Raw genomic sequence first — 14249 nt, 5'->3', positions numbered from 1 at the left:
CGGGGGCTTGAAAGGTTCAGTGAAAGGCGGGGGCGATGCCCGACTCGATTTCGCTGCTTCTCGTCGCGGCGATGCCCAACAGCGACTGCAACGCTTCGGCAGCTTCTGTTTCGGTGGCCTTGTCGAAAATGGCGGCGATATAGCGATCCGGGCGCAGCAGCAGAAACCGGTTTGATTCGCCCAGTATGGCCTTGAGCAAACCGTCCCGGTCCTGGAGCACTGTGCAGCCAGGAATCGTCGGCATGGCTTCGATGGGCTCGGGGAGGATCAGGATCCGTTTGGCTTCCAGATGGTTCCAGAAGCCATGCTTGAGTTCATCGAGCCGTTGCCGGGTAGGTGCGCCGTATTGAATCAAGGCGAAGCCGGCGCCGATGGCCTCATCGAGCAGGCATTCGTGGCCATGGGCATCGGTGAGCATCGGTTGCGGGAACATCTGCCCGCAGGACAGTTTCCCGGCTTCACCCTCGGTCAGTACCAGGCCTTTGGTGAACCGGGGCTTGGGCTTGAAACGCATTTGCAGGAAATAGTCCCGCAACGGTGGCAACAGGCCGATCAAGGCGAACGCAGAACTGATCAGGCGAGCGCGAAGGACAGTGGCCGGCGCCATGACCACGCCGAGGTTCAAGGCCAGCTTGATCAATGCCCAGGCATGATCGCGTCGCTCGCTTTCGTAAGACAGCAGGGCGGTTTCCGCCATTTTTCCTTTCAGCACGCCGATCAGCTTCCAGCCCAGGTTGTGGGCATCGCGCACACCGCTGTTCATGCCTTGGCCGGCATAGGGCGGGGTCAGGTGCGCGGCGTCACCGGCGAGGAACACGCGCTCCACCTGCCAGCGCTCGGCGACCCGGGCGTGGAAGGTGTAGACCGTCTTGCGCACGATGGAAACCGGCGCTTCACCCTTGAACGGACGCAGCAGCGCCTGCAGGCGGGTTTCGCCGAGCACCTGCTCATCGGTTTCGTCCGCCTTCAGCAGAAACTCGAAGCGGCGCGTACGGTGAGGACCGGGCACGTCAACCACTGGGCGCCGGGCATCGCAATACACGCGGGTTTGCCAGAACGGGTCGTCATCCTGGTCGGTATCGACCACCAGCCAGCGCGAGGAGAAGCTCGAACCGACCATCTCGATCCCGAGTTGTTTGCGTACCGGGCTGCGGCCACCGTCGCAGGCCACCAGATAGGCTGCTTGGACTTCCAACAGTTCGCCATCAGCGTCACGAATCAGCGCACGCACGCCATGCTGGTCTTGATGAAACTCCAGCAGCTCGTGGCTGAAGCGTGCCTTGAGACTGGCAAAGCGTTCGAGGCCTGCCTTGAGCGTGGCCTCGAACAGCGGTTGGCGAAAGGCATTGCGCTTGGGGAAACCGTACAGCTTGCCGGTCGGCTCGACCTTGCCAAAGCAACGGCCGCCGGGCCGGGTGAAATAGTGCACGCCGTAGCCGGGAACCACGTCCTTGAGCACAGCTTGGTCCAGACCGATGGCCTGCATGGTGCGCAGGGATTCATCGTCGATCGAAACCGCCCGTGGCTCGGTCACAGTGCCGGGCTTGCGATCGATGATCAAAGTGTCGACATTGGCCTGGCCGAGCAGGTTGGCCAGGGTCAGCCCGGTAGGGCCGGCACCGATGACCAGTACCTGGGTATTGAGACGTTTGAGGGTTGTCATTGTTATTCCCTTTGCGGATGGCTCAGCCCAGTGGCTTGGGGCGGTTGGCGAGCGCCGCCATGCGCTGCGACAAGTCTTGGGCCAAGGCCAGGATCTGTTGCCCTTGTGCCGCTTCCTGGGCGTCGTCACGTGCTTGGATCGGGCGCACGCAACTGATGCTGCCGATGACCTTGCCATCGCCGTCGAAGATCGGCGCGGCGAGGCCATAGACGCCAGGGTCGACTTCGCCTGCGCTGGCCACATAGCCCTGGCGCCGCAACTGCTGCAGGGTGCGGCGGAACTGGTCCCAGGTCTGGCCAAGGCTGCTGGCGCGCACCTCATCGGGATTGTCCAGAAACAGCTGGTTGTGTTGCCGCGAGGTCATGTTGGCGAGGATCGCCTTGGACGTCGCCCCGAGGAACAACGGCCTGGGCGAACCACGGGAATAGCTGACTTCACTGAACAGATTGCCGTGCTGATGAATGCACACGACCTGGTCCTTGAACAGCCGGCAGATCAGCCAGACTTGCTGCTCGTTCCACTGCGGAAAGCTGGGTTCCAGTGATTGCGCAGCGCGCACGAGCGGGTCGCTCAGGCGTAATTGACGATCCCAGGTGATGATCCGCGCGCCCAGTGCATAACGCCCGGCTTCGACCTGGAACAGCAGGTTGGCCTCGGCCAGCTCACGCACATAGCGGTAGATCGTCGAGCGGGTGAAACCCAGGGCAGTGCCCATGTCGTCGACCGCCCAGATCGGGTTTTCTTCGGTGAACAGGTCGAGCACCCGCAACATGCGCTCCAGGCTCGAGCCTTTGCTGTCGGCATCCTGTTCTGGCGGTTGTTCAGCGGTGTGTAGGTGATTCATGGCTTATTGCTCGTCCACGATGCTGTTGCGCAAGGTGCCGATGCGTGCAATCTCGACCTCGACTTCATCGCCTGGCTTCATCCATACCGGCGGCTCACGGAATGCGCCAACACCTCCGGTGGTGCCGGTGACGATGACGTCCCCGGGGGCCAGTTCGGTGAAGGTGGAGCAATACTCGATCAGCCGGCGCACATCGAAAATCATGTCGCTGGTGCGGGTGTGCTGCATCACTTCGCCATTGAGGCGGGTGGTCAGTTCCAGGTCCTGTGGGTCGCCGATCTCATCGCCGGTCACCAGCCAAGGGCCGAAGCCACCGGTATTCGGGAAGTTCTTGCCGGGTACGAACTGAATGGTGTGCTTCTGCCAATCGCGGACGCTGCCGTCGTTGTAGCAGGCGTAGCCGGCGACATGGTCCAGCGCGTCGGCAGCCTTGACGTGACGCGCCGCTTTACCGATCACCACCGCCAGTTCGCCCTCGAAATCCAGCTTGTGGGAAGCCTTGGGGCGCACGATGGGTTGCAGGTGGGCGGTCTGGCTGTCGGCGAAGCGGGTAAAAATCATCGGGTAGATCGGCATCTCACGACCGGTTTCGCGCACGTGAGTGGCGTAGTTGATGCCGATGCACAGCACTTTGCCCGGGTTCGGGATCACCGGCAGGAACGTCACTTCAGCCAATGGGATGCGCGGCAGGCCTGCCAGGGTCTCGCGGGTCAACTCGCCCAGGCGGTTGTGGGCGATGGCTTGCTTGAGATCACTGCCAAAGGTGGGCTTGACTGTTTCCAGGTCAATCACCTGGTCGCCTTCGACGACGCCGTAGCTGCTACGACCTTGAACAATAAAACTTGCAAGTTTCATGGAGTCTCCTTGGGAGAGAGAGGGTGCATGGCACCGGATGCAATGAGGGCTAATCTAGTCCTGCGGAAAAATCCTGTAAAGTAGGATTTGTGCAAAAATCCTAAAATATGGAATTTATGTTTATTTTGGCGAGGCAGTACCTTTAGCGAACCTTGGGGAGCAAAGGGAGAGGAGGCAGACAGCCAACCACATAGGACGGGGATGGCAGGGTGAAAAGAATCTGAACCTGTGGGAGCGGGCTTGCTCGCGAAGACGGCGTCACAAGCGACATCAATGTCGACTGTAGCGCCGCCTTCGCGAGCAAACCCGCTCCCACATGTACTTCGCTTAATTGACTGGCCTAATTCGGGTCAGCAGTCCAGCACCCATGCAGCGACATGCGCATCCGGAAGGGAATCCGGATGCGGGCAATGGGCCCGCTGGCCATGTCACGGGAGTCCAGCACGACCAGCTCACTGCGCCCCTCGGCGATGAGATTGAGAAGGGCAACGACGTAGCCATCGGCTTCCTCTGCATCGGCAGAGCGCGGAATGAAGATGGGCTCCTGGAAGCAGCCGCTGTCACCGGGAAACCAGGCGTCGGTGATGCCTGTCTTCAGGTTCAAATGGACCAGCAGGTTGAAGAACTGAAAAGGTATCGGTCCATTCGCCGGGTTGTAGGGGCGCTCGGGATCGAAGGCGAGCAGGAAACCATGCTGGTACTTTCGGCCGATGTAGCGGTCATCACACCTGGGGAATTCGCAGGGGTAGTCGGTCAGTGGTTGCGGTTCGACCTCGTCCAGGGCGCTGTTCAGGTCAAAGGTCCAGCGCATCAGGCTGGCCGCCAGGGTTTCGGGCGGCGGGACATAACCGTCCGCCTGGGGAAAGAAGTAGAAGATGTTCCCGCCGGTGACCGGCATGTCGACGTAGACCTTGCCGTCCTCATCGAACGCATTGAGCGTATGCCCCTGGAACCCGTCCTTGGGGCCCTTGAACCAACGCACATCCTGCGCATTACCGTTGCGCGGCACGACGGCAAACAGCTGGGGCAGGTCGGGTTGCCATTGGAAATGCGGCCCGCCGTTTTTCATGCGTTCGACGTCAACCGTCAATGGAATCAGTGGGAACACGACGTAGCGTTCGGTCACCGCAAAATCATGCACCATGGCCGCATAAGGCGCCTGGAACCAGATTTCATGCAGCAGTTTGCCGTCCGGCGAGATCTCGAAGTACGCCAGATCGGGCGTGCCGTCGCCTTTGGCTTCATAGCTGCAGGCCAGCAGGTTGCCTGTTACCGGGTCGAGCTTGGGGTGGGCGGTGAACGTCGCGGATTTGATCTGCCCGTCAAATGTCCATTCGCCGAGGGTCTCCAGGGTGTCGAGATCCATCGCCCAGGGCAGGGCATCTTCCTTGAGTGCCAGCAGGACGCCGTTGTGCGGGATGACGGTGGTGTTGGCAGTGGTGTTGTTTTTCGCCGCGAGGCGGTCGTTGGTGTAGACGTTGCGGTAGACACCATTGAGCGAACGACCTTCACGGCGCTGGGCCAGTAGGCGATCGGTCTTCACATAGCGGCGGCGCATCGAGACCTTGCCATTGGCAAAGTTGAAGCGGCTGACCACGCCGTCGCCGTTGAAAAAGATATCGTTGCCCAGCATGGGTGGGTACTGCGGGTCTGGTGCCACCTGATAAAAAGTCCCGCCGATCGAAGCGGGCAGGACGCCTTCGATCTCGAGGTCGAACACCTCTGCTTCCACACGGCTGGGCGTGTAAAGCGCACCGGAAAATTCAGGGGTTTGCGGGAATGGAATAGTCATCGGGCAATCTCATCAATGTACAGTTTCATTCAGGTTCAGACCGATTGTGGAGACAGGGCCGGGCTGGAAGACTTAATGCCGCGGCGAAAGCGTGTAACCATCAGGCACGAGATCACCAAGGCTAGCAAATAGGCTGATGCGGCCAGCCATCCGACCGCCCGGAAGTGGCCCTCACCGACGACCAGTGCGGCGCCAAACGGCCCCAGCCCCTGGCCGACGAAAATCGCCGCGTTCCCCAGGCCCGCCAATCGGCCGGAAGGGTCCAGTTCGGCGGCCATGGAAAGCAGGTACGGCAGGCTGAAAAACCAGACCATATGGATCAGGCAGGCCGTGGTGACAAAGGCAATGGGGCTGGTGCCGTAGACCATGATCAGCGTCGCCAGTAATGCCGTGCCGAAGCTCAACAGTTGCGGAAACAGCAGGCCAAGGCGTCGGCCAATCAGCCCGGCCAGGCCTGCGCCCAGGGCGCCGGCCAGAATGCTGCCGCCGAGAATCCCACCAATCTGCTGCGGCTCCAGGCCAATGCTCTTGCCGATGCGCTCCTGGTAGACCCATAGGGCCGAGTGCCCGAAAAACAACAGGGCAAACAGCAGGATCAACAGCACGGCGGTGAGACCGAATGGCTGGATCGAGCCACTGGCCAAGCGATGAGCTTCGGGGTAGCGCTTGGGCACTCTCCAGCACCCCAACGCCGCAAGCACGCTGGTGATCGCCAATAGAAAAAACGCCCCGTTCACACCGAACGATTTAAGGATCAGCGGCATGGAGGTCACCAGCAGCATGCCCCACAGCAGATTGCCGATGTTGATGACGGCGAAGGTCGCGTCCTTGGACGTACGCAGTGCCGCGGTGGCATAGACCACCGCCATGACCGCGCCGCCGCTCGCACCACAGACCATCCTGGAAAGGACCAGCCCGGCCTGACTGTGCAGTTGTGTGCTGACCAGGTTACCCACTGCCAGGATCAACAAGGCCACCAGGGCGAAGCGGCGTCGGTCGACGCTGGCCATGAACAGGGCACAGACGCCGCAAGCGACGGCCATCGCCATGAGTTCGGCGGCGAAAATGGCGCCTATCGCATTGAGCGGCAGGCCGAGTTGGTCGATCAAGGCACCGCCAAGGATCGGCTGGATCTGCAGTGTCCCCAGGGAAATGACCATCATCAGGCAGATGGCGCCCAGTGATTTTTTACTGTCGATGGAGTCGAGTGCGTTCATGAAGCATCACCTCGGGTAATGGGCCCGCTCATGGGTGAGCAGGCGTATACGTCAATCAGAACTTGTGGACGTAACGAACCTGCACCTGGTAATCCGCTCGGGAGCGATTCTCGACGCCGGTTTCTTTATAGGTGTTGAGCCAGAAGGCTTTGTCTTCGGTGATTTTCCAGAACAGCCCCGGGCCAAAGCCCAGTACCTTTTCCCGGGAGTCGGTCAGGGTGTTGCCGTTGACCTTGTCATCGGAAATCTGCCGGAAGTAGTAGCCGTTGATGCCGACCGAAACCTTCGGGAGCACTTCGTACGAGACGGTGAAGTTGGCCCACGCCGACTGTCCCGACTGGGTGTCGCGTACGGATTGCCCTTCGAAGAACTGCGCCGAACTGCTCGCCGGATCGTCGTTCTTGAAGTTGTACAGGTAGTTCAGCCTCCAGCTCACCTCCCAGCGAGGCGCCGGCATCCAGGTCGCTGCCCAGTAGGGGTTCAGGGAGAAGTAGTTGGAGCCTGGGTTCAGGTCTTTGTGTTTGTCGTATTTGCCCGTTGGCAGGATGGTGTCGAAGGCCATGCGCTGCACGAAAACCGGCCTGCCGGTCGCGTCGACGATCGGGTCGAACTGGACCTGCGGTCCAAGCGTGACATCGCCAAGGCCTGCGGCGTTATCCTTGAGCTTGGCGCCGTTATCGCCGAAGTCACCGTCCAGGGAAACGACGGGCACCAATAGACTCCAGCCCAGGTGCGCCCCGCCCGCTAAGGTGTCGGGTGAGTAGTAGCTCAACTGATTGACCATCGTGATGACGTTGATCTTCGGATCATCGAAGGCGCTGTTTTTCTTGCCCTCGTTGGTCCTGATGCTGCTGGCGGTGCTGAACTTCAGGTAGGTCTGGTGAGTCAGCCCGGGCGGCCCGGCAAAGCCGTCGTAGAAGCTGGTACCGCCCAGGTTGATACCGCTGGGCTGACTCACCGAAGGTGGAGGCGGGCCATCGGCGGCATGGGCGGCAAATGAGGCGAAGCTGAGTGCCAGGCACGCTGGCAGGGATTTGGTCAGGCTCATTGAAGTGGCTCTATTCTTGGAATTGTGAGCGGGGGAACTTCCCCTGGCACTTCGACTTTAAGTCCCGGTTGTGGGTGATGCTTGAGTGCAACGGCCAGAGTTGACTGGGAGCGCCAGCATGCGAAAGACAGTAGGGCTGTGCGGCTCTTCAGCCGTTACCTGCCGCTCAGGTGTCATTGGTTCCTGTCAGTTGGGCCGGGGAGGTCAGTCCGTACGTCCAACGCTGCGCCAAGCGGCCTCAGCAAGCTGCCGTCTGTAGAGTTCCGGGCTACGTTTGACTCTGGTGGAGAGCCACGCTCGGCAGTAGCTCTCTGCCGAACCGATGATGAGCGAAGGCATCAGCTCAAAAGGCAGGTCCTGTAGATCCTGGCGGTGAGCAGGGTCGCTGAACCATTCCTTCAACTGGGCGTTCCTCACGAGGTTGGCCTCTGCAAGCCGATCACCCAGGCTGCTTTTCGCGACGGCAAAGCGAGCCTGGTACTGGAAGCGTGCCCAGTCCGGTTGGCTGACGACCCAGTCGACATAGCTATAAACCAAAGCGTGAACCCAGTCCTTGGTCGACGTGACCTCGCTGAGGTAGCGATCTCTAAGCCGCGCCTGATCATCCAGGGCGGTCATGTACAACGCAGCGACCAGTCCTTCCTTGTTTTCGAAGTGGTGATAGATCGCCCCCACGCTCATCTCGCTTTCGGCGCGAATGATCTCGATGGTGGTCGCTTCAATGCCCTGCTGGTTAAACAACGCCAGGGCGCATCGGAGGATGTGCCGCTTGGACTCGGCACGACGCCCTGGGTAGCAGCGCTCGAGGAGATCGACAGGTTCCATTTTTCGGCCCAGGCAAAAAGGGGCCATGGTAATTGAAACGAAGGCTCGACACGAGAGATTGACAGGCTGGCCAATTACAGAATAATGTTCTGTAACAGAGCAATATTCTGTAATTGGGTAGTGTTCTGTTCATGACTTTCATCCACCTGACCAGAGATACCCCATGAGCCAGACTCTCAGCATGTACCAAAGCGTTGGCGCTTCTGCTTTCAGCAATATGGCCTGCCAGATGGCACCGTACTTCGGCACCATCAACCCGGAAATTTCTGTGTTGACCCCCGGTCGTGGTGAAGTGAAGGTGCCGTTTCGCAAGGAAATCACCAATCACCTGGCCTCCGTACATGCGATCGCGCTGTGCAACGCGGCGGAGCTCGCAGGCGGCATGATGACTGAGGTGTCCATCCCCAGCGGCGCTCGCTGGATTCCGAAGGGCATGACCGTTGAATACCTGGCCAAAGCCAAGACCTCCATTCATGCGATTGCTGATGGCAGCGAAATCGACTGGGCGACCTCGGGCGACAAGGTTGTCCCGGTCGATATCTTCGACGAGGGTGGCGTGAAGGTCTTCACGGCGCGCATCACCATGAACGTGAAAGTCGGCTAGTTCGACTGTTCCATCAAGCGTCAACCGTTTCTGCCAGATGTGCCATCAGCCACTGGCGGAAGCGGTTGACGCTTTGTCTGTTTGGGGCGCGGCCTTGAGGTTCCAGCAGGCAGAACTGTGCGTCGGTGCGCAGGATGGTTTGCGTCGGCCGCACGAGGTTGCCGGTCTGCAAGTGGTTGCTGAGCAGGCCCGACCAGGCCAAGGCGATCCCCTGGCCGGCCAGCGCCGACTGAATCAACATGGAGTAGCTGTTGATATTAATCCGCCGCCGGGGTTCTGGCGCTGGGTAGCCAAGGCGTTGGAACCATTCTTTCCAGCCAATCCAGTCCCGGTGCTGGTCTTCCAGCCACAACCAAGTACATCCACCCAACTGTTCCAGCGTTTCAATTCCTGGGTGCTGGGCCAGATAGGCGGGGCTGCATACCGGGAAAATCTCTTCGTTGAACAACGGCGTGACTTTCATGTTTTTTGGCGGGGTGCTGCAGTAATAAAGCGCCAGGTCACAGTCCAGTCGGGAAAAGTCACTGACTTGATCTGTCGCGATGATGCGCAAGTCAATCTCTTCATTCTGACGCTGGAATTCCGATACTAGTGGCAGCAGCCACAGTGAGGCCATCGCCGTGCTGGTGACGACGGTGACCTGCTGCGCGCCTTGCCAATGGCGCATTCCAGCTGTGGCATGGGCGATTTGCTGCAACGTATCGCGGATACTCTCGTAATACTGGCTGCCCGAGGCGGTGAGGTTGATTTCACGGGTCGTACGGGTGAACAGCGCCGTGCCCAGATAGTCTTCGAGCAAGCGTATCTGGCGACTGATGGCGCCTTGGGTGACGTTCAGTTCGCGCGCCGCCACGGTGAAGCTCAAGTGGCGGGCGGCGGCCTCGAACGCCACCAGGCTGTTGAGGGGCGGCAAGGGTTGCAGTTTCATCAGGCTGGGTCACTGTCTTGTAAATGTTAGGCGCACGGAGTTGTGCAGACGCCAGTATGCAGTGACTACTTTATTGGCGATGCAAGGCTAAAGATCAAGGACCAGGTCAGACGTGGGTTTGCTGCAGCACAGCAAACGCAGGCCTTTGTCGATTTCCCGCTGCCGGATACCGCCGTTGTGATTCATCTCTACCGTACCCTGCAACAGGGTGGTCTTGCAGGTGCCACAAACACCTTGGCTGCAGGAGGAGGGCACGATTGCGCCGGCTTTTTTGGCGGCGATCAGCACGGTCTGGTTGCCCTGCATGCTGAACGTTTTCCCCGAACGGGACAGGGTCACCGTGAAAGCGTCCTGCTGATCGAGCGAGGCGGCCTGCTCAATCAACGGTTCCTCATTCAGCGCGGCAATGTCGAAGCTTTCCTGATGGTAGTGGCTGAAATCGAACGCCGCTTCCCTGAGCAGTGACTTGACCGCTTCCATGTAGCCCTGGGGGCCGCAGGTAAAAATTTCCCGTTCCTGGTAGTCCGGCACTTGCTGGCTTAACAACGACAAATCGAGCCGGCCTATCGGTTGCTGCCATTGAGCGGTGTCGCCGAGACCTTCGCAAACACTGATGACCCGCAGCCCCGGCATGGCGGCCTGCATGCGTGTCAGTTCTTCGTGGAAGATGATGTCTGCGGGGGTGCGAGCGCTGTGCACAAAAACGATGTCGAGGTTGCCGGCCATGTCGCAGGCGGCCCGGGTCATCGACATCAAGGGCGTCACGCCCGAGCCGGCGGACAGGTACAACAACTTGGTTGCAGGATGGCCGACCGGTGTAAAGCTGCCCGCCGGGCCGGAAGCTTTCAGGCTGTCTCCTGGCTTGAGGTTGTCATGCAGCCAGTTCGACACAGGTCCCCCAGGCACGCGCTTGACGGTAATGGAAAACGCAAAGGGCCGGGTGGGGGAAGACGACAGGGTGTAGCAGCGGGCGACGGTCTGCCCGCCAATGACCGGCGAGATCGTGATGAACTGACCTGGCTCGAAGTTCAGTGCGCTGAAGTCCGCGCAACGAAAGATGAACGTCTTCACATCATGGGTTTCTTGTCGCACCGCGCAACATTGCAGGGGTTTCTGTTCGCCGCTGTTCCATGGCGAACCGAACGTGCTCCAGGTCGTGGGGGCGGTGAAACGTTGAACGGCGCGGATGTTTTCCGGGTGCGTTAAATGTTCATAAGTCGTCATGTTCATTCCTCACACGCCATGGGCGGCCAGACGCGCCGCGTACCAGCGAGAGAACTGGTCGACATAGGTTTCGGTAAAAGCTGAGAACGGCCCGGGCGTGTAGGCAGGATCCTGGGTGCCGCTATGGGTAATGCCGACGAGGCTGGCGTCCTGCAGGTTTGTCGCCGCCCAGACTTCAGTCAGTTGATTCACTTGGTAATCGACGCCCTCGACGGCATCGGCGTGTACCAGCCATTTGGTTCGCACCAAGGTTTTATCGGGCGCCAGCGGGATGATGTAGGACACCACGGCATGGTCGCTCATGACATGGGTCCACGAGTTGTGCGTCCAAAGATGCACGTCGCCCAAGTCGCGGCGGGGGAGCTCGCCAAACAGCCGGGTGCAGGCCACACGGGTATCCAGGGTCTGGGATTCGCCGTTGCCGGCAATGACCAATCGCTGCGAGCGGAATTGGGTCACGGCTTCTTCGCCCAAGTACTCGACGGCGTCGCAGATATAACCTTCGCTCTCCCAGTTGTTCTTGGTGTGGGCATTGCGGCGGTGATACTCGTCCAACGCTTGAAGTGAATCCTCTCCAAGCCCATCGGTGCAGAAACCGAAATCTTCGGGCAGGAAAGACGCGGTCAATTCCGGGTGGGTGGCGGCGCAGTGATAACACTCGCGGTTATTCTCGATCACCAGTTTCCAATTGCCGTTCTCGATGATTTCCGATTCGTAGGCGATCTTTGAGCGGGTGATGTCGTATTGAGCGAAACGCGGTGTCATGACCTGGTCAAGATGCACGATGTCTTCTGGCGGTTCGTCGCCCAGGCAGACGAAGACATGGGTGCCGATGACTCGCGTATGGACAGGGATCAGGCTTTTGCATTTGGGGTCGAAACCCTGGCCCATGTGCGCCGCATGTTTGAGGCTGCCATCGAGGTCGTAGCTCCACTGATGATAGGGGCAGACCAGCATGCCCACCGTCGACTTACCGGCCTGTTTCAAACGCGCCCCGCGGTGACGGCAGACATTGCGAAAAGCCCGTACCTGTTCGTCATCATCGCGTACCAGGATGATGGAAGACGTTCCAATATCGAGAGTCGAGACATCACCGGGCTCGGGGATATCACTGGTGACACCAAGCAGAATCCAGTGTTTGGTGAAAAAGATATCCACGTCTGTCTCGAAAACATCTTGGCGGCCAAACAAACCGCCAGGCATGCCATGGCCCGGCGTGCGGTCGGCGAGAAGTTCACGATGGGTTTTCACAGTATTTATATTCATGATGGGGCTCGCTCAAACTCAACGTCGGTCAGTGGCGGCAGGATCGATTCAAAGGGAACGGGGGTGACAGGTTGTGCCCGAGTGTGCGAGGCGTTCGCGTGGGCAGTTATCGAAGTTTGGGCAGGGGATGAGTAACAGAGGAAACCTGTGGCCAAGTCGATCGCTCCGGCATTCTTTGGCCGGATGTCGAACTGCTTTCAAAGACGTGCACTGCAAGATTCATGAGGGCGGCTCGTTGTTGTTTTGGTTTGGAGTCCTTTGCCTGTGGGAGATATTTATCCAGGTGCACTTCGCCGACAAACCATTTTAAGTCAACGGACCATGAGTTTTTGTCATTAATGACTGTGGGTGTAGCAAGGGAGGGAAGTCAATTAAATGTACTTCGATGTACATTCTGCGGTCATCCAAGTACATTCGCGTTACGCATTATTTAAAGAAGGTAAGCAGGATGTCCCAGGTAGGGAAGGCGCGCGGCAAGGCTCAGGACGCAGGCTGGCGGGGCTCGCCGGAGGGATGGCTGGAAGCGGCCTACGAGGCCCTGAAGGAGTCGGGTATCGATGCGGTTCGGGTCATGCCGCTGGCCAAGCGCCTGGGCTTGTCGCGCACCAGCTTCTACTGGTTCTTCGAGGATCGCGAGCAGTTGCTGGCTGCTTTGCTGTCTCGCTGGCGGGAGACCAATACGGGAGGCTTGATCCGGCAAAGTGAAAGCTATGCCGAAAGCATCTCCGAGGCGATCCTCAATGTGTTCGAGTGCTGGCTTAACCCGCAGTTGTTCGATTCGCAGTTCGAGTTTGCCGTGCGCAGTTGGGCGCTTCAGTCCGCTGAAGTGGCTCAAGAGGTCGCTGCGGTAGACGAGCAGCGAATGAACGCTCTGGCGAGCATGTTCAAGCGCTTTGGCTATGACAGCCAAGCCGCTGATACCCGGGCCAGAACGATTTATCTGACGCAGATCGGCTATATCACCATGAATACGAGTGAGCTGATCACCGTGCGTTTCCAGCGCATTCCGCATTACGTGAGTATTTTCACCGGCAGAGTCCCGAAGCAGCGCGAACTGGATCGTTTCTACGGGAAGTTCGGCTACGCCGAAAAAGAGCCCGGCGTCTTCGTTCCCTTGACGGATACTTTCGAAGGCCATGCCGATGATTAATGAGACAGTGGGAATCATTGGTGGAACTGGCTGGCTGGGCGGTGCGATTGCCAAGGCGGTCTTGGCGAAGGGATTGGTGCCGACGGGAAACCTGATAATTTCCAATCGTTCGGGAAACCACCCATTGGCGCAACAAGGCGCCTGCCTGGTCACTGACAATCAGGACCTGGTGGATCGCAGCGACCTCGTGATCATCTCAGTTCGCCCCGAGCATTTCGCCAGCCTGAACATCAACGCGGCTGGCAAAACCGTTATTTCCCTGATGGCCGGGATGACCGCACAGACGATTGCCGCACAGACCCAGGCTTCGGCGGTGGTGCGGGCGATGCCCAATGCGGCGGTGGAGATCGGGCAGTCTTTTACGCCTTGGTATTGTTTTGCGGAGATAGCAGCAACGACGAAAAGCCTCGTGCAGCGTTTGTTCGAATGTGTGGGCACGGCGGCAGAGGTTCAGCAAGAAGACTTCATCGATTACCTTTCGGCGCTTTCGGGTACAGGCCCGGCTTTTCCTGCCTTGTTGATGACGGCCCTGGCCAATCAGGCGATGGCTGCCGGCATTCCCGCCGACATCGCACAGCTCGCCGCGAAGAATGTCGTGGTCAACAGCAGTCAGCTGCTGGCCAGCCACGATGCTCAACAGATGATCGACGCCTTGGCGGCCTACCGGGGGGTGACGGCTGCAGCCTTGCAAGCGATGATTCAGGGGCATTTCGAAGAGCAGATTGGAAGGGCGTTGCAGGCAGGTGCCGCCCTTGCTCGCAAGGGACTTCAAGCCTGATAAACGATCGGGTTCGTGCGCAAGTCGTAAAGTATTTCGAGGGCCATTCAGTGCC

General features: G+C 59.3%; 13 protein-coding genes. 3 read left to right on the top strand and 10 right to left on the bottom strand.

Annotated elements, in window-relative coordinates:
• Positions 1 to 16: 16 nt before the first annotated feature.
• From EPZ47_RS18555 to EPZ47_RS18520, 7 genes are all read right to left on the bottom strand, one after another.
• Entirely contained in the window at positions 17 to 1663 is a 1647-nt protein-coding gene (locus EPZ47_RS18555) for a bifunctional 3-(3-hydroxy-phenyl)propionate/3-hydroxycinnamic acid hydroxylase (protein WP_135846142.1), read from the bottom strand.
• Positions 1664 to 1685: 22 nt separating this feature from the next.
• A complete protein-coding gene (locus EPZ47_RS18550) occupies positions 1686 to 2507 on the bottom strand; it encodes an IclR family transcriptional regulator (protein ID WP_135846141.1) in 822 nt (273 codons plus the stop codon).
• Positions 2508 to 2510: 3 nt separating this feature from the next.
• Entirely contained in the window at positions 2511 to 3362 is an 852-nt protein-coding gene (locus tag EPZ47_RS18545) for a fumarylacetoacetate hydrolase family protein (RefSeq protein WP_135846140.1), read from the bottom strand.
• A gap of 340 nt (positions 3363 to 3702) precedes the next feature.
• Positions 3703 to 5154, bottom strand: a complete 1452-nt coding sequence (locus EPZ47_RS18535) for a carotenoid oxygenase family protein (RefSeq protein ID WP_135846139.1) — start codon at positions 5152 to 5154, stop codon at positions 3703 to 3705.
• Positions 5155 to 5189: 35 nt separating this feature from the next.
• Positions 5190 to 6371 (bottom strand): MFS transporter, encoded by a 1182-nt coding sequence (locus tag EPZ47_RS18530; RefSeq protein ID WP_135846138.1) that lies wholly within the window; start codon positions 6369 to 6371, stop codon positions 5190 to 5192.
• 55 nt (positions 6372 to 6426) lie between these two features.
• The gene (locus EPZ47_RS18525; protein WP_135846137.1) at positions 6427 to 7419 is read right to left on the bottom strand and encodes a SphA family protein; all 993 of its coding nucleotides are present in this window, start codon (positions 7417 to 7419) and stop codon (positions 6427 to 6429) included.
• Positions 7420 to 7623: 204 nt separating this feature from the next.
• Positions 7624 to 8244: a TetR/AcrR family transcriptional regulator gene (locus EPZ47_RS18520; RefSeq protein ID WP_135846136.1), complete on the bottom strand. Its 621-nt coding sequence runs from the start codon at positions 8242 to 8244 to the stop codon at positions 7624 to 7626.
• 163 nt (positions 8245 to 8407) lie between these two features.
• On the opposite strand from EPZ47_RS18520, the gene EPZ47_RS18515 reads away from it, so the two are divergent.
• Positions 8408 to 8848, top strand: coding sequence for a hotdog fold domain-containing protein (locus EPZ47_RS18515; RefSeq protein ID WP_135846135.1), 441 nt, complete (start codon positions 8408 to 8410; stop codon positions 8846 to 8848).
• Positions 8849 to 8861: 13 nt separating this feature from the next.
• Here the strand turns inward: EPZ47_RS18515 and EPZ47_RS18510 are convergent, their stop codons facing one another.
• The 3 genes from EPZ47_RS18510 to EPZ47_RS18500 all read right to left on the bottom strand — a co-directional run bounded on the left by EPZ47_RS18510 (position 8862) and on the right by EPZ47_RS18500 (position 12266).
• The gene (locus EPZ47_RS18510; RefSeq protein ID WP_135846134.1) at positions 8862 to 9776 is read right to left on the bottom strand and encodes a LysR substrate-binding domain-containing protein; all 915 of its coding nucleotides are present in this window, start codon (positions 9774 to 9776) and stop codon (positions 8862 to 8864) included.
• Positions 9777 to 9863: 87 nt separating this feature from the next.
• Positions 9864 to 11000, bottom strand: a complete 1137-nt coding sequence (locus tag EPZ47_RS18505) for an FAD-binding oxidoreductase (RefSeq protein ID WP_135846133.1) — start codon at positions 10998 to 11000, stop codon at positions 9864 to 9866.
• A 9-nt stretch (positions 11001 to 11009) separates the two neighbouring features.
• A complete protein-coding gene (locus EPZ47_RS18500; RefSeq protein WP_135846132.1) occupies positions 11010 to 12266 on the bottom strand; it encodes an aromatic ring-hydroxylating oxygenase subunit alpha in 1257 nt (418 codons plus the stop codon).
• A 448-nt stretch (positions 12267 to 12714) separates the two neighbouring features.
• Between EPZ47_RS18500 and EPZ47_RS18495 the strand changes: the two genes are divergently transcribed.
• Positions 12715 to 13416, top strand: a complete 702-nt coding sequence (locus EPZ47_RS18495; RefSeq protein ID WP_135848032.1) for a TetR/AcrR family transcriptional regulator — start codon at positions 12715 to 12717, stop codon at positions 13414 to 13416.
• Entirely contained in the window at positions 13409 to 14194 is a 786-nt protein-coding gene (locus EPZ47_RS18490) for a pyrroline-5-carboxylate reductase family protein (protein WP_135846131.1), read from the top strand. The genes EPZ47_RS18495 and EPZ47_RS18490 overlap by 8 nt, the downstream gene beginning before the upstream one ends.
• The last annotated feature ends 55 nt before the right edge of the window (positions 14195 to 14249 follow it).

Origin of the sequence: Pseudomonas viciae, assembly GCF_004786035.1 — a bacterium.
GTDB classification, from domain to species: domain Bacteria; phylum Pseudomonadota; class Gammaproteobacteria; order Pseudomonadales; family Pseudomonadaceae; genus Aquipseudomonas; species Aquipseudomonas viciae.
The sequence above is the reverse complement of the archived record's forward strand: the minus strand, read 5'-3'. Positions and strand labels throughout refer to the sequence as shown.

Excerpts from the sequence above, each read along its gene's own strand:
- EPZ47_RS18530 (WP_135846138.1), bottom strand. The coding sequence starts at position 6,371 with ATGAACGCACTCGACTCCATCGACAGTAAAAAATCACTGGGCGCCATC.
- EPZ47_RS18490 (WP_135846131.1), top strand. The coding sequence starts at position 13,409 with ATGATTAATGAGACAGTGGGAATCATTGGTGGAACTGGCTGGCTGGGC.
- EPZ47_RS18495 (WP_135848032.1), top strand. The coding sequence starts at position 12,715 with ATGTCCCAGGTAGGGAAGGCGCGCGGCAAGGCTCAGGACGCAGGCTGG.
- EPZ47_RS18510 (WP_135846134.1), bottom strand. The coding sequence starts at position 9,776 with ATGAAACTGCAACCCTTGCCGCCCCTCAACAGCCTGGTGGCGTTCGAG.
- EPZ47_RS18555 (WP_135846142.1), bottom strand. The coding sequence starts at position 1,663 with ATGACAACCCTCAAACGTCTCAATACCCAGGTACTGGTCATCGGTGCC.
- EPZ47_RS18500 (WP_135846132.1), bottom strand. The coding sequence starts at position 12,266 with ATGAATATAAATACTGTGAAAACCCATCGTGAACTTCTCGCCGACCGC.
- EPZ47_RS18545 (WP_135846140.1), bottom strand. The coding sequence starts at position 3,362 with ATGAAACTTGCAAGTTTTATTGTTCAAGGTCGTAGCAGCTACGGCGTC.
- EPZ47_RS18520 (WP_135846136.1), bottom strand. The coding sequence starts at position 8,244 with ATGGAACCTGTCGATCTCCTCGAGCGCTGCTACCCAGGGCGTCGTGCC.
- EPZ47_RS18525 (WP_135846137.1), bottom strand. The coding sequence starts at position 7,419 with ATGAGCCTGACCAAATCCCTGCCAGCGTGCCTGGCACTCAGCTTCGCC.
- EPZ47_RS18535 (WP_135846139.1), bottom strand. The coding sequence starts at position 5,154 with ATGACTATTCCATTCCCGCAAACCCCTGAATTTTCCGGTGCGCTTTAC.
- EPZ47_RS18550 (WP_135846141.1), bottom strand. The coding sequence starts at position 2,507 with ATGAATCACCTACACACCGCTGAACAACCGCCAGAACAGGATGCCGAC.
- EPZ47_RS18515 (WP_135846135.1), top strand. The coding sequence starts at position 8,408 with ATGAGCCAGACTCTCAGCATGTACCAAAGCGTTGGCGCTTCTGCTTTC.
- EPZ47_RS18505 (WP_135846133.1), bottom strand. The coding sequence starts at position 11,000 with ATGACGACTTATGAACATTTAACGCACCCGGAAAACATCCGCGCCGTT.